Genomic DNA, 19,145 nt, shown 5'->3' with positions numbered 1-19,145 from the left:
GGGTAGGGATACGGCATTGCCCTGTCCTCCGTTGCTTATGTTACAATCTCCAACAACACATCACCCACCCAGCCAATGATCCGACAAATTTGGCAACGCATCCTCAACCTGTGGCGGCAAATTCAGCGGCGCTTCCGCAAACAACCTGCACCCCCACCGCCAAAGCCAACTCCGATTCGCACTTTTGGGGAATACGAACAGAAATTCATGGCACTGTTAGAGGGTGTTGAACAAGGCTGGAGTCGGGGCGAAATTAAAGGCTTTTTAATCGGCAGCAAAATCAAAGATGCTGAGTGGGTAAACTGGCTGCAAGAATTTGGAGAAAGGTTGCTGGTATCGCCGGAAACTCATTTAGAGTTGGGTGGGCGGATGGTGCGGCTGGGTGAGATGAATTGTGGGAGAATTAGTGAGGTTGCTGGGAATATTGGTAGGGAATTGTTGCCGCCGGAGAGTTTGAATCCGGCTCCTGCGGATGTGTCAGTGGTTGTAAGTGAAAATATGGATAGTGAATTGGTGGCAAGGGAGAGTTTTAGTTTTCCTACACCTGAATTTGTAGCTAGTGAAAATATTGTTAGTGAATTGGTGGCAAGGGAGAGTTTTAGTTTTCCTACACCTGAATTTGTAGCTACTGAATATAAACCAACCTGGCCGTCAGAATCTCTAGGAACAGTAATCAATAAAGAGGCAGAAAGGTTATTCATTCAAGGGAAAAAATGTTATTATGCAGGAGATTTACAAGGGGCGATCGCAGCCTGTGAGAAAGCCTTAGAAATTGACCCCAAATACGTCGATGCCTGGAACGGGCTGGGCGATACCCTAAATGATTTGGGCCGAAACAGTGACGCGATTGCAGCCTTTGAGACAGCCTTAAAAATTGACCCCAGATACCACTATGCTTGGAACGGGCTGGGCTGGGTTCTAAATGATTTGGGCCGAAACAGTGACGCGATTGCAGCCTTCAAGAAAGCCTTAAAAATTGACCCCAAATACCACTATGCTTGGAACGGGCTGGGCTGGGCCCTAAATGATTTGGGTCACTACAGTGAAGCGATCGGAGCCTACGAGAAAGCCTTAGAAATTAACCCCAAATACGTCGATGCCTGGAACAGGCTGGGCATCACCCTAAAATATTGGCGCCGCTACAGTAAGGCGATCGCAGCCTTCAATCAAGCCTTAGAAATTACAGGCGATCAATATGCCCCAGCTTGGGCAAATCGAGGTTGGGCATTTTTATCCTCCGGGCGCTACAGTAAAGCCATTGAAAACTGGGATGAAGGCTTACAGAAATATCAGCTCAGCAACCACGACTATCGCCTCGCTTGTGGAAAATTTCACCAGTATAAAGGCATCGCACACTATAAATATGGCAAAAAAAAACTACCTATTTTGAATCTTTCTACAAAGCCAAAGCCAGCTACGAACAAGCCCGCGAATTCTTGAAATCACCCCTGATTCCAGAAACTTATTTAGAAGTAATGCAAGGCTTAATTACAGTCTGCCACAGCTTGGGAGATACCAAAACCAGGGAGTACATTACCGAAGCTACCACCGTCTTAGAAAATTTACTGTTAGACAATCAAACTCACCCCGAAATCAAACTGCGACTCCAGCGCAAATTTGCCGGACTTTACCAGTTAGAAGTCGATACCCTCGTCGAGTTTGGCAAGAAGATAAATGCACTAGAAAAAGCCGAAGCCAGAAAAAACTTTTGCCTGCAATGGATGCGCCCAGGTTCGCCAAACCGCACCGATAGCCCGACTTATCTGCAAATCCGATACTTACTGGCAAACAACACCGAAACGGCAATTATTTACTGGCATCTCAGCCCAGTTTCCCTGACTGCTTTTATCATTACCCTAGAAAAGTTTGAAGTCATCGCCACACCAGTCACCGATTTATTCGCAAAGCGCGACAGTCAGAGTTTAGAAAAATGGCTAAAAAACTGGAAAACCTGTTATCAAAATTACGGCAAAACTACTAGCAAACAGCAAAGCAAAGAATCCCATCCCTGGCGCGAGTCAATGACAGCGCAATTGCAAGAACTCGCTGACATCCTCAAAATTCCCGAAATTTGTACCCACCTCACCAATACCCAACACTTAATCTTAATTCCCCACCGCGACTTGCACCTGCTACCCCTAGATTCTCTGTTTTTTCCTCCCTTCCCAGTGGAGGGGGTAGGCACGGGGGCACTACCCCTACAAAACCCTGGTAGGGGCAATCCCCCCGTGGTTGCCCCCAAAATCCGCACCATCACCCGCCTCCCCAGCGCTCAAATTGCCATCCAGCAGCAACAGCAAAACCCCACGGAAATTGCGCCAAATTCAATGCTGATGGTAGAGCACTCACAAGGCAAAAGCGCCTTAAAATTCACCCAAATAGAAGCAGCAGCCATCAGTCAAATTAACCAGACTGAGCGCGCCTCCAATGCAACCACTAAAACCGCAATTATTGAAGCACTAAAAGCCAATAGCGGCATCTTTCATTATACAGGTCACGCCTACCACAACACCGAAAAATCCGAGGCTTCGGCGTTAATGTTAGCCAAAGAGGAAGAATTGACATTGACCGACATTTTACAGTTAAAATTAGTCAATTATTACCTAGTCTGCCTCAGCGCTTGCGAAACCGGCATCACCAACAAAGGCGAGTTAATCGATGAATTCGTCGGCATAGCCAGCGGCTTTTTGCCGGAGACTAATTATATTATCAGCACATTGTGGCGAGTGGACGAACGTTCTAGCGCTTTGTTAATGATTTATTTCTACCAGTTATGGAAGCAGGGCATCCAGCCGCCGTTCGCCCTGCAACAAGCAAAAGATTGGCTCAGAGAACTCACGAATGGTAAGCTAGGCGAGTGGTACGCCGGAGAGTTGTTGCCTTTGCTGAGAGAGGCTAATTTTAAAAGCATATTCTTCTTTGAAATGGAAGCTTCGCGCCTGCAAGAAAATTTAGCTAAAATAGAAGAGAAACCTTATAACCATCCCTACCACTGGGCTGCTTTCACCATCACCGGCAACGGCTAAACTAACATGACTTATCAAGAATCTACCTTATCAGGATTTGAGCTGTTTGCGCCCAAAGCTTTTTTAATCTCCCTTGCCAGAGTTGAAGAACCTCTTTCACCTGAGTTGATAGCAGAAGTGAATGAAGTTGGCGAGGCTTTGGCCAGTGGCGAGTTAGAAAAAGCGTCTGCACTTATTAGTATAGCTCAAAAAGATGCTGTTTTTTATGAAGATTTTAAGAAGGCTTACAAGGAATTGCAGGAACTTGATGAGTCGGAGGAAAAGAATAAGTTTCTTCCTGAGTTAGATGAAAATACTCCTTCGCGGCAGACTGATGATTATAATAACTTTTTGGCTCCTCCTTTGACTAATTCTAATCCGCAGAGTATGGCGAAGAGGTTATTGGGAAAGGCTAGTGATTTGGTTGAACGGGTTTATCGATTGAGGTTTTAGTCCTCTCGATCCCCCCTAACCCCCCTTAAGAAGGGGGGGACAAGAGTGTTCCAAGTCATGATTTGTAAGAGGGATATAAAAGTGTTCTCAAAGTCCCCCTTCTTAAGGGGGATTTAGGGGGATCGAGACTCGACAACAAGCGACATTTATCACATATTTTATGATCAAATTAGTTGACCCTACCCTGAATTTATTTAGCTACACTCTCAAACAAGGGTTGGGTGTCGGCGAACCGGAAACTCGGAAAGTTTACCGCAGATTTTTAGCGAGTTTGTCTGCACAATTGCACAAAAAGCTGAATGTTTCCTTTACCCCTGAACAAAAACAAAAGTTTCTGGCGCTACATGAGGAAAGAGTAGCCGATTTACCTTTTACAGGAAACCGGAGTCCTTACCATCAAGTTAAGGGCTGCTACCGCCGCTGGAATGTTAGCGATAATTATCAACTTTTATTTAACGGCTACGTTGATGATAAGTATCAACCTGACAAAGTTATTAAACTGATTGAAATTTTGCAATATTTAATTCCCCAACCACCGAAGTTGGAAAATATTGGCAAAACTTGGATGCTTTCGGGTTGGCTGGAATCTGGGACTGATTTGGAAGCTGCAGAACTTGCAAAACAGGTTTACAAGTGTTTGTTTAAAAAAGATGGTGTTTCTCAAGGAAGCGGTCTGTTTTTAGGTGGGAAAGTAGCTGAGTTTTGGGGCGAGAAGATTGAGGATAATTGTCAACTGCTGGTAATTTTGTATCCCGATGAAGCGGCTTGTCAGGAATGGGCTAGGGATTTTTATGTTAGTTGGCTGGATTTGCTGTGCTTCCGCCATAAAATTATCTGGGCTTATGAGAACAGTCTACTTTTAAAAGAACGGTTGGTGAGTAATTACAACCAAATTGTGGGGATGAGGAATACTTCTCGACTCAATCTCAAGAAACTGCTGGAGGCGATGGGAAAATTGTCGGAGTTTGCGATCGACCTTAATTATTTGGAGTTGCAACATAGTACAATTAATGTTAATCTGGAGAAGTATGAGGCTAAGCTGGCCGAAATTCAAGCCAAGGCTAGACCTACTGACGATTTGAAGTTTTTGCAGGATTTTTGCGATCGGGCTAAACAACACTATCCCAAGCAAATCCAAAAAGATATTGACAATTTTCGTCCTTGTTTGGAAATATTGCGGAGTCTGACTGATACAATTAGAGGTACGGTAGAGATTAGGAAAGCTGAGAGCGATCGCACTTTTCAAGCAGTAGTCGGCATTGTGGGAGTCGGGCTTTCAACTGGCGGTACGGTAGCTTCGGCGGCTGCTAATTTCAAAACGGAAATCGAAGCAAATCCTACTATCAATAGTGCGATAAATACGCTAGTGCCAATTTTCGATCCGGGTTCGGGATTGAGGGTGATTATGGGATTTAGCATTCTATCAGGGGTAGCCGCTAGTCTGCTGACAGCGATAATTATAGCTGTGTGGCCGCGCATTTTTCGGCGTTAGTTAGGTTGACGACATAATCGCGATCGCGCCCCACGTCCTGACAAAATAGCGATCGTAGTTGCTAAAATATTAACAAGCAAAGCACTTCCAATCAACGATTATGACTGCCATCCAAGAGCCAACCCTTAAAACGACACCCTTTGACGATTTAATCGCCGATTTCAATAAAATAAGAAGTCTCTACACAGTAGAAGAACCTCTAGAAGCCTTTAAGTTAATCATCGACCAAGAAGTGATGATAAGTTTAATTTTAGAAGCTCACTCTAAAATTAGAGAACTATTTCCTACGGAAAGATTGGGCTTAGAAGTGAAAACCGATCCAGAAATTGCCAACTGGCGATCGCTGTGGATTGCTATCTACACTAAACTCGAAGTCGATGAAGCTTTTGCAAAGTTAAACATCCTTGATGATAGTTGGTGGCTCGAAGCTAAAATAGCTGCCCCCAAAAATGATTTACATATTAGCCTTGAATGGGAGTAAAATGAGATTTGATTGGTCTGAATATTTGAATTTAGCTCAAGAGTTAGCTGCCACGAATAGTGACAGTTCACCTAACAGAGAAGCCAAGTTGCGATCGGCGATAAGTAGAGCATACTATTCGACATTTGGCCTAGCGCGAAATTACTTGCGCGACATTGAAAAAGACCCAAGACTTTCTCGTAAGAATCGCGATATCAACGAACATCAATATGTAGCCGAGGAATTTATATACCACCCAACGAAAATGAAAAATCTGGTCAAAATAGGTGAAAACTTAAGCAGATTGAGAGAACTTAGGAATAAAGCTGATTATGAAGACACTTTATATAACTTACAAAATGCTGTAAAAAATGCTTTAATGCTAGCTCAGAATATTATTTCAGCGTTAAATGAGTTAACTCAATAAGCTGAATTATAATTCAAATCGGTAGGGGCGGGCGATGCCCTGATCCCGCCCCTACAGCTTAACTTTTACCGTTGTCGTTGCCATTGCCGCCAGTTGTTAGCAAAACCCGTTTCGCTAAAGGTTCCGGCACTTCTTGCAATCGATCGAACTCCCAATGAAAAAATCCTACTCCCATTGTCTGCGATCGCAATTCTACGATCAAATCCTGCATTTCGGCGATCGGCAAATAAGCCGAAACAGCATCCCATCCCTTCCAGTCTTGTTTACTTTCGTAGCCGAGAATTTGGCCGCGGTGTCCGCTGACCAACTGCAACACCTTTGATGTACACTCGTTCGGAGCGCAAATTTCAACTTTGGCGATCGGCTCCAGCAATGCCGGTTCGCACTTGGCCATTCCCTCCTGCATTGCCAAACGCGCCGCTTGCTTGAAAGCTTGTTCGGAACTGTCAACCGAATGGTAAGAACCATTTGTCAGCGTCACCGATACATCTACCACCGGGAAACCCAAGGGGCCGCGATCCAAATACTCGCGCACTCCCACTTCCACGCCGGGAATGTACTGTTTGGGTACGACTCCGCCAACTATTTTGTCGCTGAAATTGAAACCTTCTCCGCGAGGCTGCGGTGCGATGTCGAGATACACGTCGCCAAACTGTCCGTGTCCGCCGCTTTGGTGTTTGTAACGCCCGTGGATGGAAGATGCGGTTTTGCGGATAGTTTCTTTGTAGGGTACTTGCGGTAAGTGAGTTACCATCGGCAAATTATACTTGCGGCGCAATCGGTCTAAAGCTACTTTCAGGTGGATTTCGCCTTGACCCCAAAGTATAATTTCGTGGGTGTCTCCGTGCTGTTCCCAGACTAAAGATGGGTCTTCTTCGAGCAATTTAGCTAAAGCGGAGCTCAGCTTAACTTCATCGTTGCGCTTTTCGGGGACGATCGCCAGTGCGTAGACAGGGGAGATGATTTCGGCTTTTGGCAATAATTCCTCCGATCCCAACACATCGCCTGTTTTCAAGCCTTCTAGCCTTCCCAAAGCCACAATTTCCCCGGCGCTGACAGACTGCAAACTTTGCGTTTGCTGGCCGGTCAAGCGGTACAAACCGTTAACTCGAACCCCGTTCAAAATTGCTCCGTCTGCCATCGTCCCCCGCCACATTCTCACTAACGATAGTTTGCCTCCCTGCGGTGTGTAATAGGTTTTGAGGATTTGAGCCAGAACTTTGTTTTCACTTTGTATAATGCTGCGACGATCGGCTGTAGTTTCCGGTGTGGGCGCTTCCCTCAGCAAAGCTTCCAGCAGAGGCCGCACGCCGAAATCTTGTTCGGCGATACCGATGAATACGGGCACTATTAAATCCGCGCCTAATTCCATCTTGAAATCGCGGGTAATCTCTTCAGCATCGGGATTGATTTCTTCGAGCAATTCTTCGAGTAAATGGTCGTCAAAATTGGCTAATTCTTCGAGCATTTGCTGCCGCGCGGCGCTTTCTTGTGCTTTGAGGTGTTCGGGAAGCGGGACGGGATCTGCGGGTGCGCCGGGGTGATAGTGGTAAGCTTGTTCGGTTACTAAGTCGATAAAACCGATGATTTGTTCGTTTTTGCCGATCGGATATTGGTGAGGTACGATCGGTCTGCTGGAAACGGATTTGAGCGCGTCGAGCACGTCGGTGAAGTTGCTGCCGCAAGTAGTTTCGTCTGTGCAAGCTCGATCGATCTTGTTGATAAAAACTAGGTGGGGAATTTCCCAATCGTCGAGGAATTTAAACAGGGGTGCGAGGGTTAAAGTGCGATCGGCAACGGGTTCGCAAACAATGACTGCTGCATCGACACCGATGAGTGCATTGTAAGTTTCTTGGGCAAATTCTACCGAACCCGGACAGTCTAGAAATGTGAAGCGGACGCCTTCATATTCAGCGGTGGCGGCGTTTACTTCTACGCTCATTTGGCGATCGCGCGCTTCCGGCGAACTATCACCTATTGTGTTGCCATCTTTGACGTTTCCTTTGCGGGTAATTGTCCCTGTCACCGATAGCAAACTTTCGAGCAGTGCGGTTTTACCGCTTAAATAAGGGCCAACAATTGCAACGTTCCGCGTGGCCCCAAGGACTTTTTCGTTCATATTGCCTCCAACAGAAAACTTGTTTTCCATTGCTCTTGGTGCAATCAGTTCTATACCATTTTCTAGACTTTTTCTAGGTTAATTTTTATTGCATTTTCGAGCAACTTCAGGTTTTGGTATGATTTAATACTTTTGACCCTAACGTGTTTTGAGTAACAAAACACAAATTGTAGTTTTTCTTAATATTTGGAATTTTTAACCGCAGAGAACGCAGAGAACGCAGAGGAAGAGAAGAGAGAGACTAATAATTCTGATGAAGAGCGGATTTGATATCACTCTTCCTCTGTCTCGATTTGTCTAATTTCTAAGGAGTCGCAAACCGCTTAATGTGACTATTACTGTAGAGCCTTCGTGACCGATGACGCCGAAAGGCATGGTGATATTTCCGAAAAAATTAGCCGCCAATAACAGCACAATGCAACTGAGTGCAAAAACAATGTTTTGTTTGACCACATTTTGAGCGCGGCGGCCCAAACTAATTGCTTTACCTAGTTGTTCTAATTTATCTGCCATTAATACAATGTCAGCAGTTTCTAAAGCCACATCGCTGCCGGAAATTCCCATCGCAATTCCCACGGAAGCTTGGGCGAGGGCTGGTGCGTCGTTGATGCCGTCTCCTACCATTGCGACGGTTGGATACTGGGTTTGCAGCTTCTTAATTAGGTGCACTTTGTCTTCCGGCAAAAGTTCGGCGTACACTTCATTGATGCCTAATTGTCGGGCGATGTATTGAGCGGTTTGTTCGTTGTCGCCTGTCAGCATTATGATATGTTCTACGCCTAAATTTTGCAAGCGTTTTACTGTGGCTGCTGCTTCAGGGCGGACTGTATCTGCTACTGCAATGATGCCCAAAAGTTCATCGCCCTTTGCTACCCAAACAACTGTTTTTCCCTCTGCTTGCAATTGTTGGCTGATGTGAGTCAACTCCGAAGTTGCTCGCACAAAATCGGCTTTACCAATGGTAATCGTTTGATTGTTAACTTTGCCGACTATTCCGCGACCGATTTTTGCTTGTACGTCGATCGCACTTGACAACAATAACTGTTGCTGCTGGGCGGCTTGGACAATTGCTTGGGCGATCGCGTGTTCGGAATGAGTTTCGAGGGCTGCAGCCAATTGCAGAACTTCTGTTTCAGTATATCCGGCTGCTGGTACAATTTTGACAACTTCAGGTTTTCCCGTGGTGAGAGTTCCGGTTTTGTCAAAGGCGATCGCCCGGACTTTACCAATTATCTCCAATTGCGCGCCGCTTTTAAACAAAATTCCCTGTTTCGCCCCGTTAGCCATACCCGAAAGCAGCGCCGGCATAATCGAAGCCATCAGCGCGCAGGGGGATGCGACTACTAGGAAAATCAGCGCCCGATAGATGGTATCTTCCCAATTCCAGTTTAAAACAAAAGGCGGCAAAATTGCCAACAACAAGCCTAAACCGACAATTAATTTAGCATAACCGCGCTCGAACTTTTCCACAAATTGCTGAGAAGGAGGCGCTTCTGTTTGCGCTTGTTGTACCAGCCGAATCACTCGCTGAATCAAACTGCTTTCGGGAGTTTTGTGAACTTCCAATTGTAGCGCGCCGGCACCGTTAATCGTACCTGCAAAGACTTCATCGCCAGCAACTTTTTCCACGGGCATCGATTCGCCCGTAATCGAGGCTTGATTGAGGGTGCTGTAGCCTTCAATAATTATCGCATCTGTAGGAATAATTTCTCCGGGCTTGACTAAAAGCCGATCGCCAATTGCCAATTTGTTGATCGCCACCAACCGTTCATCTCCATACATTATCACCCTAGCAGTATCCGCCGTCAAACTCATCAAACTGCGAATACTGCGTTCAGTCCGCTGCATCGCATAACCTTCCAGCGCGCCGCTAATAGCAAAAATTAAAATTAGCACCGCACCGTCAACAATTAAATGATATTCTTGCCGCCACAGCCCCAAACCAGCCGCGCCCAAAGCAGCAACAATCATCAACAAATCTACATCTAATTCATGTTCTTGAAAAAGCGTAGTCAAGCCTTCGCGGGTGCTGGAATAGCCGCCGATCACGTAAGCAGCGGGCAAAATTAACACCGCTAAGCCCAGCCAACCGACTTGTAGGGCGATCGAACCCAAAATTACCAGAATTCCGCACAGGGCGGCAGTCACAGCATCTGGATGTTCTTCGGCGAGGCGCGACAGGCGCGAGGTGGGGAGGGAATTGGGAGTCATGGGAAAATTTGACTTGGTAGAATGACTCCTGCATCATAAACATTGACATTAATGTCAATGTCAAGCTTTTTGTTTAAATTCCCTGCTGGTAGGGAAACGACACTGCCGTTTCCTGTATTTCGGGCGATCGCAAATCGCGATAAACTGTCGGTAAATCTGTTGACACTCCCCTGCTATCGAGGCGAGGGGATTCTTGGATCAACCAGTCGAACTTATCTCTGTTTTGTCGCCACCAGCGAGTAGAGATCGGTCTGTCCCCCAGCGTGAATTCCGGTGTGCCCCACCGTATTTAAATTGATTCCTGCACGGGCTTTCAAACCCTTTGCTAAAATATTTCTTCCAGCGTTGTGGTCGCGATCTAATATCGTTCCGCAACCGCAAATATGCGTTCGGGTTGACAAAGTTTTCTTAACAAGATTGCCACAGTTTGAGCATTCCTGAGATGTGTATTGTGGTGGAACAGCGATAACTGTTTTGCTGTACACTTTTCCAAAATACTCCAAATAATGATCAAGTTTGTGACCACGCAGCATCACTAATCGACTTAGCGAGTTTATGGTTTTTAACCATGTTACGCATTTGAAGGTCTTCGTAGGCTACAAAATCGTTAGATTTCACTACGCCGGGTGTCGTCTTAATGGCGAAGTCTTTGCGCTGCCGACTAACCTTTAGGTGCTTTCTTCCTAACTTGTTGATTGCCTTTTTCCGGCTTTGGGAGCCTTTCTTTTTCCGAGAAACTCGCTTCTGCAATCTCTTCAGAGCTTTTTCGCTTTTGCGGAGATACCGAGGATTAGGAACTGTTTCGCCGTCGCTGTCAGTATAGAAGTGGTTTAATCCAACATCTATGCCGATAATTTTACCAGTACAAATGGGTTCCTCTTTTCGTTCGATGTTGATGCAGAATTGGGCATAATAGCCGTCGGCACGACGCACTACCCTAATTCGCTTGATTTCATGGGGTGCCGAGAAATGCAAGTCCCGACTGCCAATTAACTTAAATTTTCCAGCAGCAAAGCCATCCTTAAATGTTAGGCATCTTTTGTCGCTAGAAAGCGCCCAGCCGGATTGTTTGTACTCGACGGAACGAGTGTACTTCTTGAATTGCGGGTAGCCCTTTTTTCCGGGTTTCTTAGCTTTGCAATTGGCGAAGAAACGTTGGATAGCAAAAATAGCACGTTGGGCCATCGCTTGGCGTGCCGTTGAGTTAAGCTTGCCTGCCCATTCAAATTATTTCGCCATAACGGCGCATTGTTTGTACAGGTCTACTAACTTAATTCCTTGGTTGTCTATCCAATGTCTAAGAGTTTTGTTTCTGACAAATTGAGCCGTCCGAATCATGTCGTCGATGATTCGATATTGCTTCGCTTTGCCCTTCAACTTAAACTCTAAAACTATCATTAGAATAGTTTATCACTTTTGCTAAAACTTTTACTTATAAATCTGTAGAGTTAACAAGTCTTCACACTTTTTATAATTAAAGCCGTCCTATAAAGACGGGGCTTTAGACCCAACTTTCTGGTAAGAAAACAGCATTGCCATCTCCTGGACAAACAAACATAGTCCTGGACACATCAAGCCAAAGAAACCCGGTTTTTTACCCAATCTGTCGGCTACAATCAAGTATTTTCCTAAAAACCCGGTTTCTGACCACCCGTGCGTCCAAGACTATATAGCGGTTCTCTAAAAAGTGAGGTATGCCCTATGCCCTATGCCGGATAGTACCTCATCTTTTTGAGAAAGACTATATCTATCCCAATCGGGAAATCAATTCATCAGCCGATAACTGAGGCAATTGTTCCAACAACAATGTCAACTCTGCGACAGGTAAAGCCAACAAATTAGCAACCATTGCAGGTAAACTATCGCCAAATTCATTTAACCGCAGTCCCAAGACATTTTCTGCTAACAATCTCACCGCTTCTTGCCTGCCTGCAGCATCCACCGCGAGCATAGATATCGCCAGTAAAATCACCGTAAAATCGGCAGCAGGTATCCTGGACACAGGAGAGAGAAATGCTATCATCAACGAGTCTAGTTCTCCAAATCTCACTCGCAGAAAGTTCTCTAAAATTAAGCGCTGTTGTTCTTGTCTTCCTTGCTCTAATCCTTGCTCTAATCCTTGTTCCTGTGCTGCTTGTAACTGTTCTTGAAAGAGAGGTGCGATAGTCATAATTAACTCCCGGTCTTCTGTTTCTATGGGCTGTTCTAAATTTGCTACTAAGTTTGATTGCAGTCGATACAGCAATTCTAACGCATTAGTTCGCAGGGGGTTGTCTGTAGCCAAGGCGATCAACTCGGCAACTGCTTTTTCCTGCACCTTTCCTCTGCCCAAAATCCTCAGCCACAAGGTTTCTGGAGTTTTTGGCAACTGATGGATTACCACAATTGCCGATCGCAAATATTCCCCCAAAAAATAGATTCCCGGCATCCAATTGGGTTCGTCTGGTTGTGCGCGAAACCCGTTTAACAGCGATTCTGACGCTGTGGGAGTGAGAATCCACAATTTCGGAAAATCATTTTCGTTAAGTCGAATATTGTCTCTTCTGGCTTCTCGCTCTAATTCGCTCTGAATATCAAACAATTTGCTGATGCAACCGACAACTTCCCTGATAGTTGCCGGGTTGCGGAACGGTTCAAAAATTGCCGTCGCAGTTGCTAGTTGCCCCAACAATCCTAAGTTTTTGATATGTTCTGGGACTGTGGCTTCATGAGTAAAGTAAACATCGATTTCTCGCACTTCGGAAGTGACATCGCGACCGATATTGACTGTTCCTAATGGAGACAGCATCTCTTCTAGGTATTCTTTGGCAAAGCGATCGTGAATTAATCGAGTCATTCGATTTTAGATTTTAGATTTTAGATTCACTGCATCAGTTGATTTTATCACGCTTTCAAGCAATACTTTAGGTTTTCTGTCATTGCGACGAAGGAAGCAATCGCCAAGACTTAGATTGCTTCGTTCCTCGCAATGACAATTATGAAAATTGACTTGTATCAACAATTAAACTCTCTCAAATAAGAATATTCATTATAAAAATTGCATAGTCCCGCGCCGGACACGGCATTGCCGTTTTCCTACAGATATCGGGTATAATTTAGAAGATTTAGTCCTAGTTTTCAGAATTGGTATGATGCAGCAACAATACCTAACAATTAAACAACTTACTGAAGCGGTAAAAGGCACAATTACGCCTCGGATGGTGCGGCATTATCACGCTTTGGGGCTGCTATCTCCGGCCGTACGATCGACCTCTAACTATAGATTGTATACCTGCAGCGATGTGCAAAGACTGCAAAGAATAGTCGCACTCAAGCAGCAAGGCTTTCAACTGTCTCATATCCGCAAACTATTAGAAACAGACGCGGATGCTTCGCCTGACGCGCTGATGGCGACTCTGCAACGGCAATATCTGTCGGTTATTCAGCAAATTGTTCGCCTCAGAGAAACGGCTTCGGCGCTGGAAGGATTGCTGGGGCGGGATATTTCCTGTCAAGCGGTGCAAGCGGACGCCCTGGCGCAATTAAGGCTGTTGCAGGCGGAAACTGAGGGGGGGTTGGATGAGTTGGAACAACTTTGGGAGGGTTGGGATGCGGGGGCGCACACTCACCCGGAGGATTTTGGGGAGTCGTTGCAGCATTTGTTGCCGGATTTGAGCGATCGCTCGGAAATTGAGGTAGACTTGCTTTCTAAACTGGTGTTAGCCTGCGGTGATTGTTCGCTGCTGCCGTTTGTGAAGTTGAGCGAAACGGCGATTAAATCGGCGCGGGAAGCTTTGAAAAATCAGTGTCAAATTGTGGCTGATGTGCCGCCTGTTTTTGCGGCTTTGGATGGGACTAGATTGGCGCATTTGGGAACAAGTATTGCAACTTTAATTGATGATCCGCACATCAATGCTGCGGCGGAAGCGGAACAGGAATTCTGGCAGCAGGGTGAGTGGTTTGATAAGTTGTTGAAACTCGAAAAAGGATGTATATTAGTGATAGGATATGCGCCGTCTGTGCTGATGGCGGTTTGCGATGCGATCGAGTGTGGGCAACTGCAACCGGCTTTGGTAATTGGTATGCCGATCGGTTTTAGTCATTCTCCGGTGGCGAAACGGCGGTTAGTGCGATCGGGCGTTGCTTATATTACGACTGTGGGAACTTTTGGCGGCGGGTTGTTGGCGGCGGTTGCTTTGAATGCTTTGGTTGAGTCTTTGATTGAAAAGCCGAATTGTCACTGTCATTTTAAGTGAAGATGGGATTTAGGTTGGTTGTGGCGAAGAAGGAGTCAGGAGTCAGGAATCTGGAGAAGAATACTCTCTTTCCTCCTGTCTCCTCCTCTGGTGAATACTTCCGAAAGTTTTAATCCCTGATAGGGAGTTTGGTTAATTGCGGCCGATACGATCTGGGAAATTGCCCCCATCTACTTCGTTTCAATCCCTGATAGGGAGTTTGGTTAATTGCGGCATTCGTACCTACTCGGACAATTCGTTTTCAAAAGTTTCAATCCCTGATAGGGAGTTTGGTTAATTGCGGCTTGTTTTGGGGTGTTTCTACCTTTTCAGTCTATGTTTCAATCCCTGATAGGGAGTTTGGTTAATTGCGGCACTGTTGAGTCTGTCACTCAGTTTTTTATATTTTATAATTTTCAATCCCTGATAGGGAGTTTGGTTAATTGCGGCCTTACCTTTACTTAATGGCTGGTTATATTGTAGTCGTTTCAATCCCTGATAGGGAGTTTGGTTAATTGCGGCTTATTTAGAAGTAGAGAAAGAGCTAGTTAACCTCAAAGTTTCAATCCCTGATAGGGAGTTTGGTTAATTGCGGCTTTTCTCCCTCTGTGATAACGATCGGCAATAGCTCAGCCTTGTTTCAATCCCTGATAGGGAGTTTGGTTAATTGCGGCTGAAGTATGTCTCAGGCAAGGATCAATTAAGTCGGAGTTTCAATCCCTGATAGGGAGTTTGGTTAATTGCGGCTTTGTCAATCCCTAAGCCAAGTCGGGCATAACCGGGTGTCAGTTTCAATCCCTGATAGGGAGTTTGGTTAATTGCGGCCTGGTGGCAATTCCAGGAAGAGAATAAATCAATAGTTTCAATCCCTGATAGGGAGTTTGGTTAATTGCGGCGCGAATGAAAATCATCCATGCCGACGGTCGCATCGAGGTTTCAATCCCTGATAGGGAGTTTGGTTAATTGCGGCCGGCCGTCCCTGCCTCCGGCATGGCCGGCACACAAAAAAAGTTTCGTTTCAATCCCTGATAGGGAGTTTGGTTAATTGCGGCGGAATGGGAAGGCATTGAACCGCCAGACCCAGACGTTTCAATCCCTGATAGGGAGTTTGGTTAATTGCGGCTATTTCTTCTTTCACAATTGGATTTTTGCGAGTACGCGTTTCAATCCCTGATAGGGAGTTTGGTTAATTGCGGCGCGAGCGGAGACCAATCTATGATTAAGCCCATAAATATGTTTCAATCCCTGATAGGGAGTTTGGTTAATTGCGGCCTAACTGATTGAGAATAGCCTTTGCCTTGTTTTCAGTTTCAATCCCTGATAGGGAGTTTGGTTAATTGCGGCTTAGCGCTTCCAGTGGGTTTGTGGGTTTCCGTTCCCGTTTCAATCCCTGATAGGGAGTTTGGTTAATTGCGGCTGTTTTCCATCCGCCCCAACTCGCTGTAGATAGGGTTTCAATCCCTGATAGGGAGTTTGGTTAATTGCGGCTTTTGTAAGTAAAACTGGTATCACAAATTGGGCAGTTTCAATCCCTGATAGGGAGTTTGGTTAATTGCGGCTTTGCACGTCGTCAATTTTACTTTGTCGGTAGAATGTTTCAATCCCTGATAGGGAGTTTGGTTAATTGCGGCCCGAATTGGAGCAACCTAAAGAGATGGGGTTGGTTGAGGTTTCAATCCCTGATAGGGAGTTTGGTTAATTGCGGCTGGTGTACGAGTCGCTTGAAAATACTGCCAATGGAAAAGTTTCAATCCCTGATAGGGAGTTTGGTTAATTGCGGCTTGATAGAGGAAGGATTACCAAAAGTTGCTGAGCGAGTTTCAATCCCTGATAGGGAGTTTGGTTAATTGCGGCAAGTTGAATGGGAAATACATGGCATCCCTCTCGTTTCAATCCCTGATAGGGAGTTTGGTTAATTGCGGCCAATTACCGATCGCGTTTCCCGCCTTGAACGGCAGTTTCAATCCCTGATAGGGAGTTTGGTTAATTGCGGCCTCTGGCGCGCCGTTTGCTTCCTCTGGTATGTACCTGGTAAATGTTTCAATCCCTGATAGGGAGTTTGGTTAATTGCGGCGCCGCTCGTTCTGCTGTTGATGTCGTTACCGACGTGCCCGGTTTCAATCCCTGATAGGGAGTTTGGTTAATTGCGGCATCGCAAATTCCGTTTCAATTAGATTTGAGCAGTTTCAATCCCTGATAGGGAGTTTGGTTAATTGCGGCGTCAGTCACATTTCCCAACTCATCAGCCGTGTAGTTTCAATCCCTGATAGGGAGTTTGGTTAATTGCGGCTAGCGCGACACGTCAAAAGCAAATATCAGACATAGCTGAGTTTCAATCCCTGATAGGGAGTTTGGTTAATTGCGGCAAAGCCTCAGTCCCTGAGTACAGATAAGCGCAATCGTTAAAGTTTCAATCCCTGATAGGGAGTTTGGTTAATTGCGGCCTTAAACCAACACAAAAAAGGAGCGTGATGTAATGTTTCAATCCCTGATAGGGAGTTTGGTTAATTGCGGCCATATAAACGATCTAGAAACCCGTGTGGAAATACTGAGTTTCAATCCCTGATAGGGAGTTTGGTTAATTGCGGCCCGGAAGATTTGCGACCAAAGCCAGACTTCGATTCAGTTTCAATCCCTGATAGGGAGTTTGGTTAATTGCGGCTTATTCATGCTAACTCCCATCCGCGCCACTTCTGTTTCAATCCCTGATAGGGAGTTTGGTTAATTGCGGCAAAAGGTAGTATTTTGGGGAGATTGTTTTGGGAAGTTTCAATCCCTGATAGGGAGTTTGGTTAATTGCGGCGAAGACAACACAGCTACGATTGTCAAGTCGAATCTTGTTTCAATCCCTGATAGGGAGTTTGGTTAATTGCGGCTAGCTAACGGAATTATCCCGATTCGCTAATACTTACCAATAGAAGTTTCAATCCCTGATAGGGAGTTTGGTTAATTGCGGCTCGTTGATGCGAGCTTGTGTAATGAGCCGGCGTAGTTTCAATCCCTGATAGGGAGTTTGGTTAATTGCGGCTTTGACGAAAAATTTGCCCGCATGGCTATCAAAAATGTTTCAATCCCTGATAGGGAGTTTGGTTAATTGCGGCACCAAGTACCCCGTGGAAGACTTCTGGATTTTTGCGTTTCAATCCCTGATAGGGAGTTTGGTTAATTGCGGCGCCATACACTTTATTGGATTTTGAAATATTTTCGGTTTCAATCCCTGATAGGGAGTTTGGTTAATTGCGGCAAGGCTGCTTGCCCACATTACTTTAATAATTTAAAGTTTCAATCCCTGATAGGGAGTTTGGTTAATTGCGGCGCTAAATACTACTACTGCTACTTATGCTGGCACTGGTTTCAATCCCTGATAGGGAGTTTGGTTAATTGCGGCAGCCAACAACCGGGCAACGAACCGACAGCACCCGAGTTTCAATCCCTGATAGGGAGTTTGGTTAATTGCGGCTTGAGCATAAGCACTCTTAATATCAATCTCTGTGTTTCAATCCCTGATAGGGAGTTTGGTTAATTGCGGCTTGGCTCATCTTTTGCCTCACAAATGGCGTGGATATTCGTTTCAATCCCTGATAGGGAGTTTGGTTAATTGCGGCTGAGATGCTTTGGAACCCTTACTAGGAGCGGGTTCTGTTTCAATCCCTGATAGGGAGTTTGGTTAATTGCGGCTTGAGCGGTGTTAGCTTCCTCAATTCTGCGGGCGTTTCAATCCCTGATAGGGAGTTTGGTTAATTGCGGCGTGCTGATGCTGCCAACTCATGCTCAATAATAGCGTTTCAATCCCTGATAGGGAGTTTGGTTAATTGCGGCATGGTCTTTTAGCTTGGCTTAAATTAGCTAAAGCTCCTCGTTTCAATCCCTGATAGGGAGTTTGGTTAATTGCGGCCGACCGAGCGGTAATACAAAGCAGTGCCAAAGTGGGTTTCAATCCCTGATAGGGAGTTTGGTTAATTGCGGCTTCCCCGATTAGTCGAAGTGCAAGTACCTAATACGTTTCAATCCCTGATAGGGAGTTTGGTTAATTGCGGCCTAAATAATTAGGAATTTGCGAATATATAGGATGAGTTTCAATCCCTGATAGGGAGTTTGGTTAATTGCGGCAAAGCTAAGGCGGCTCAGGCTCAGATTTTAGCTGTTGTTTCAATCCCTGATAGGGAGTTTGGTTAATTGCGGCCGGGAACTGGGGACAATCTGAAGGTTTGATATCGGTTTCAATCCCTGATAGGGAGTTTGGTTAATTGCGGCAGTGCTTTATCGGTTGATGGGCTCGATAAATTTGTTTCAATCCCTGATAGGGAGTTTGGTTAATTGCGGCCTACTGGTGTTATAGGGTTTTCTGGTCCTTGGATTACGTTTCAATCCCTGATAGGGAGTTTGGTTAATTGCGGCTTAGGGTGGGGAGCTGCCCTCCTCCTTAACTGGCCTCGGTTTCAATCCCTGATAGGGAGTTTGGTTAATTGCGGCATATGTGAAATTGCTGAGAAACAATCCCAAACAAGTTTCAATCCCTGATAGGGAGTTTGGTTAATTGCGGCTAAGATATGAACTTCAAACGGCGAATCGACTGGCGCAAGTTTCAATCCCTGATAGGGAGTTTGGTTAATTGCGGCGTTTTGGCGCTGGCAGTTGTCGGCTCACAATTCCCAGTTTCAATCCCTGATAGGGAGTTTGGTTAATTGCGGCTTGTTTTATGCGATCGGCGCAAAAGTCGAGATTTTAAAAGTTTCAATCCCTGATAGGGAGTTTGGTTAATTG

At 45.5% G+C, this 19,145-nt stretch carries 10 protein-coding genes, 1 pseudogene and 1 CRISPR repeat array (1 of these 12 only partly in view); of the genes and pseudogenes, 7 read left to right on the top strand and 4 right to left on the bottom strand.

Going from position 1 to position 19,145, the window contains the following annotated elements:
- Positions 1-75: 75 nt before the first annotated feature.
- From QUA58_RS17285 to QUA58_RS17260, 6 genes are all read left to right on the top strand, one after another.
- Entirely contained in the window at positions 76-1,440 is a 1,365-nt protein-coding gene (locus QUA58_RS17285) for a tetratricopeptide repeat protein (protein WP_333395018.1), read from the top strand.
- On the top strand, positions 1,437-3,026 hold the full coding sequence (locus QUA58_RS17280) for a CHAT domain-containing protein (protein WP_333395017.1): 1,590 nt from the start codon (positions 1,437-1,439) through the stop codon (positions 3,024-3,026). Before QUA58_RS17285 ends, QUA58_RS17280 begins: the two co-directional genes overlap by 4 nt.
- Before the next feature lie 6 nt (positions 3,027-3,032).
- The gene (locus QUA58_RS17275) at positions 3,033-3,458 is read left to right on the top strand and encodes a hypothetical protein (RefSeq protein WP_333395016.1); all 426 of its coding nucleotides are present in this window, start codon (positions 3,033-3,035) and stop codon (positions 3,456-3,458) included.
- Positions 3,459-3,618: 160 nt separating this feature from the next.
- Positions 3,619-4,950 carry a hypothetical protein gene (locus QUA58_RS17270; protein WP_333395015.1) on the top strand — a complete coding sequence of 444 codons (1,332 nt, stop codon included), beginning with the start codon at positions 3,619-3,621 and terminating at the stop codon, positions 4,948-4,950.
- A 100-nt stretch (positions 4,951-5,050) separates the two neighbouring features.
- Positions 5,051-5,431 (top strand): peptidase, encoded by a 381-nt coding sequence (locus QUA58_RS17265; RefSeq protein ID WP_333395014.1) that lies wholly within the window; start codon positions 5,051-5,053, stop codon positions 5,429-5,431.
- Position 5,432: 1 nt separating this feature from the next.
- Complete coding sequence (locus QUA58_RS17260; protein WP_333395012.1) at positions 5,433-5,837, top strand: HEPN domain-containing protein; 405 nt, start codon at positions 5,433-5,435, stop codon at positions 5,835-5,837.
- A gap of 58 nt (positions 5,838-5,895) precedes the next feature.
- Here QUA58_RS17260 and QUA58_RS17255 read toward each other — a convergent pair whose 3' ends face one another.
- From QUA58_RS17255 to QUA58_RS17240, 4 genes and pseudogenes are all read right to left on the bottom strand, one after another.
- Positions 5,896-7,956 carry an elongation factor G gene (locus tag QUA58_RS17255; protein WP_333395010.1) on the bottom strand — a complete coding sequence of 687 codons (2,061 nt, stop codon included), beginning with the start codon at positions 7,954-7,956 and terminating at the stop codon, positions 5,896-5,898.
- A gap of 297 nt (positions 7,957-8,253) precedes the next feature.
- Entirely contained in the window at positions 8,254-10,167 is a 1,914-nt protein-coding gene (locus QUA58_RS17250; RefSeq protein WP_333395008.1) for a heavy metal translocating P-type ATPase, read from the bottom strand.
- Between the two features lie 212 nt (positions 10,168-10,379).
- Positions 10,380-11,565: pseudogene (locus QUA58_RS17245) on the bottom strand (RNA-guided endonuclease InsQ/TnpB family protein).
- 349 nt (positions 11,566-11,914) lie between these two features.
- Complete coding sequence (locus tag QUA58_RS17240) at positions 11,915-13,003, bottom strand: flagellar assembly protein H (RefSeq protein ID WP_333395007.1); 1,089 nt, start codon at positions 13,001-13,003, stop codon at positions 11,915-11,917.
- 292 nt (positions 13,004-13,295) lie between these two features.
- Between QUA58_RS17240 and QUA58_RS17235 the strand changes: the two genes are divergently transcribed.
- Positions 13,296-14,402: a precorrin-8X methylmutase gene (locus QUA58_RS17235; protein WP_333395006.1), complete on the top strand. Its 1,107-nt coding sequence runs from the start codon at positions 13,296-13,298 to the stop codon at positions 14,400-14,402.
- Between the two features lie 106 nt (positions 14,403-14,508).
- Positions 14,509-19,145: direct repeats of the CRISPR family, unit length 37 nt; unit sequence GTTTCAATCCCTGATAGGGAGTTTGGTTAATTGCGGC; it runs 596 nt beyond the window's last position.

Source organism: Microcoleus sp. N9_A1, from assembly GCF_036701795.1.
Lineage (GTDB): Bacteria > Cyanobacteriota > Cyanobacteriia > Cyanobacteriales > Microcoleaceae > Microcoleus.
This window is presented reverse-complemented; position numbering and strand designations above follow the sequence as displayed.

Excerpts from the sequence above, each read along its gene's own strand:
- QUA58_RS17240 (WP_333395007.1), bottom strand. The coding sequence starts at position 13,003 with ATGACTCGATTAATTCACGATCGCTTTGCCAAAGAATACCTAGAAGAG.
- QUA58_RS17270 (WP_333395015.1), top strand. The coding sequence starts at position 3,619 with ATGATCAAATTAGTTGACCCTACCCTGAATTTATTTAGCTACACTCTC.
- QUA58_RS17260 (WP_333395012.1), top strand. The coding sequence starts at position 5,433 with ATGAGATTTGATTGGTCTGAATATTTGAATTTAGCTCAAGAGTTAGCT.
- QUA58_RS17235 (WP_333395006.1), top strand. The coding sequence starts at position 13,296 with ATGATGCAGCAACAATACCTAACAATTAAACAACTTACTGAAGCGGTA.
- QUA58_RS17250 (WP_333395008.1), bottom strand. The coding sequence starts at position 10,167 with ATGACTCCCAATTCCCTCCCCACCTCGCGCCTGTCGCGCCTCGCCGAA.
- QUA58_RS17285 (WP_333395018.1), top strand. The coding sequence starts at position 76 with ATGATCCGACAAATTTGGCAACGCATCCTCAACCTGTGGCGGCAAATT.
- QUA58_RS17275 (WP_333395016.1), top strand. The coding sequence starts at position 3,033 with ATGACTTATCAAGAATCTACCTTATCAGGATTTGAGCTGTTTGCGCCC.
- QUA58_RS17265 (WP_333395014.1), top strand. The coding sequence starts at position 5,051 with ATGACTGCCATCCAAGAGCCAACCCTTAAAACGACACCCTTTGACGAT.
- QUA58_RS17255 (WP_333395010.1), bottom strand. The coding sequence starts at position 7,956 with ATGAACGAAAAAGTCCTTGGGGCCACGCGGAACGTTGCAATTGTTGGC.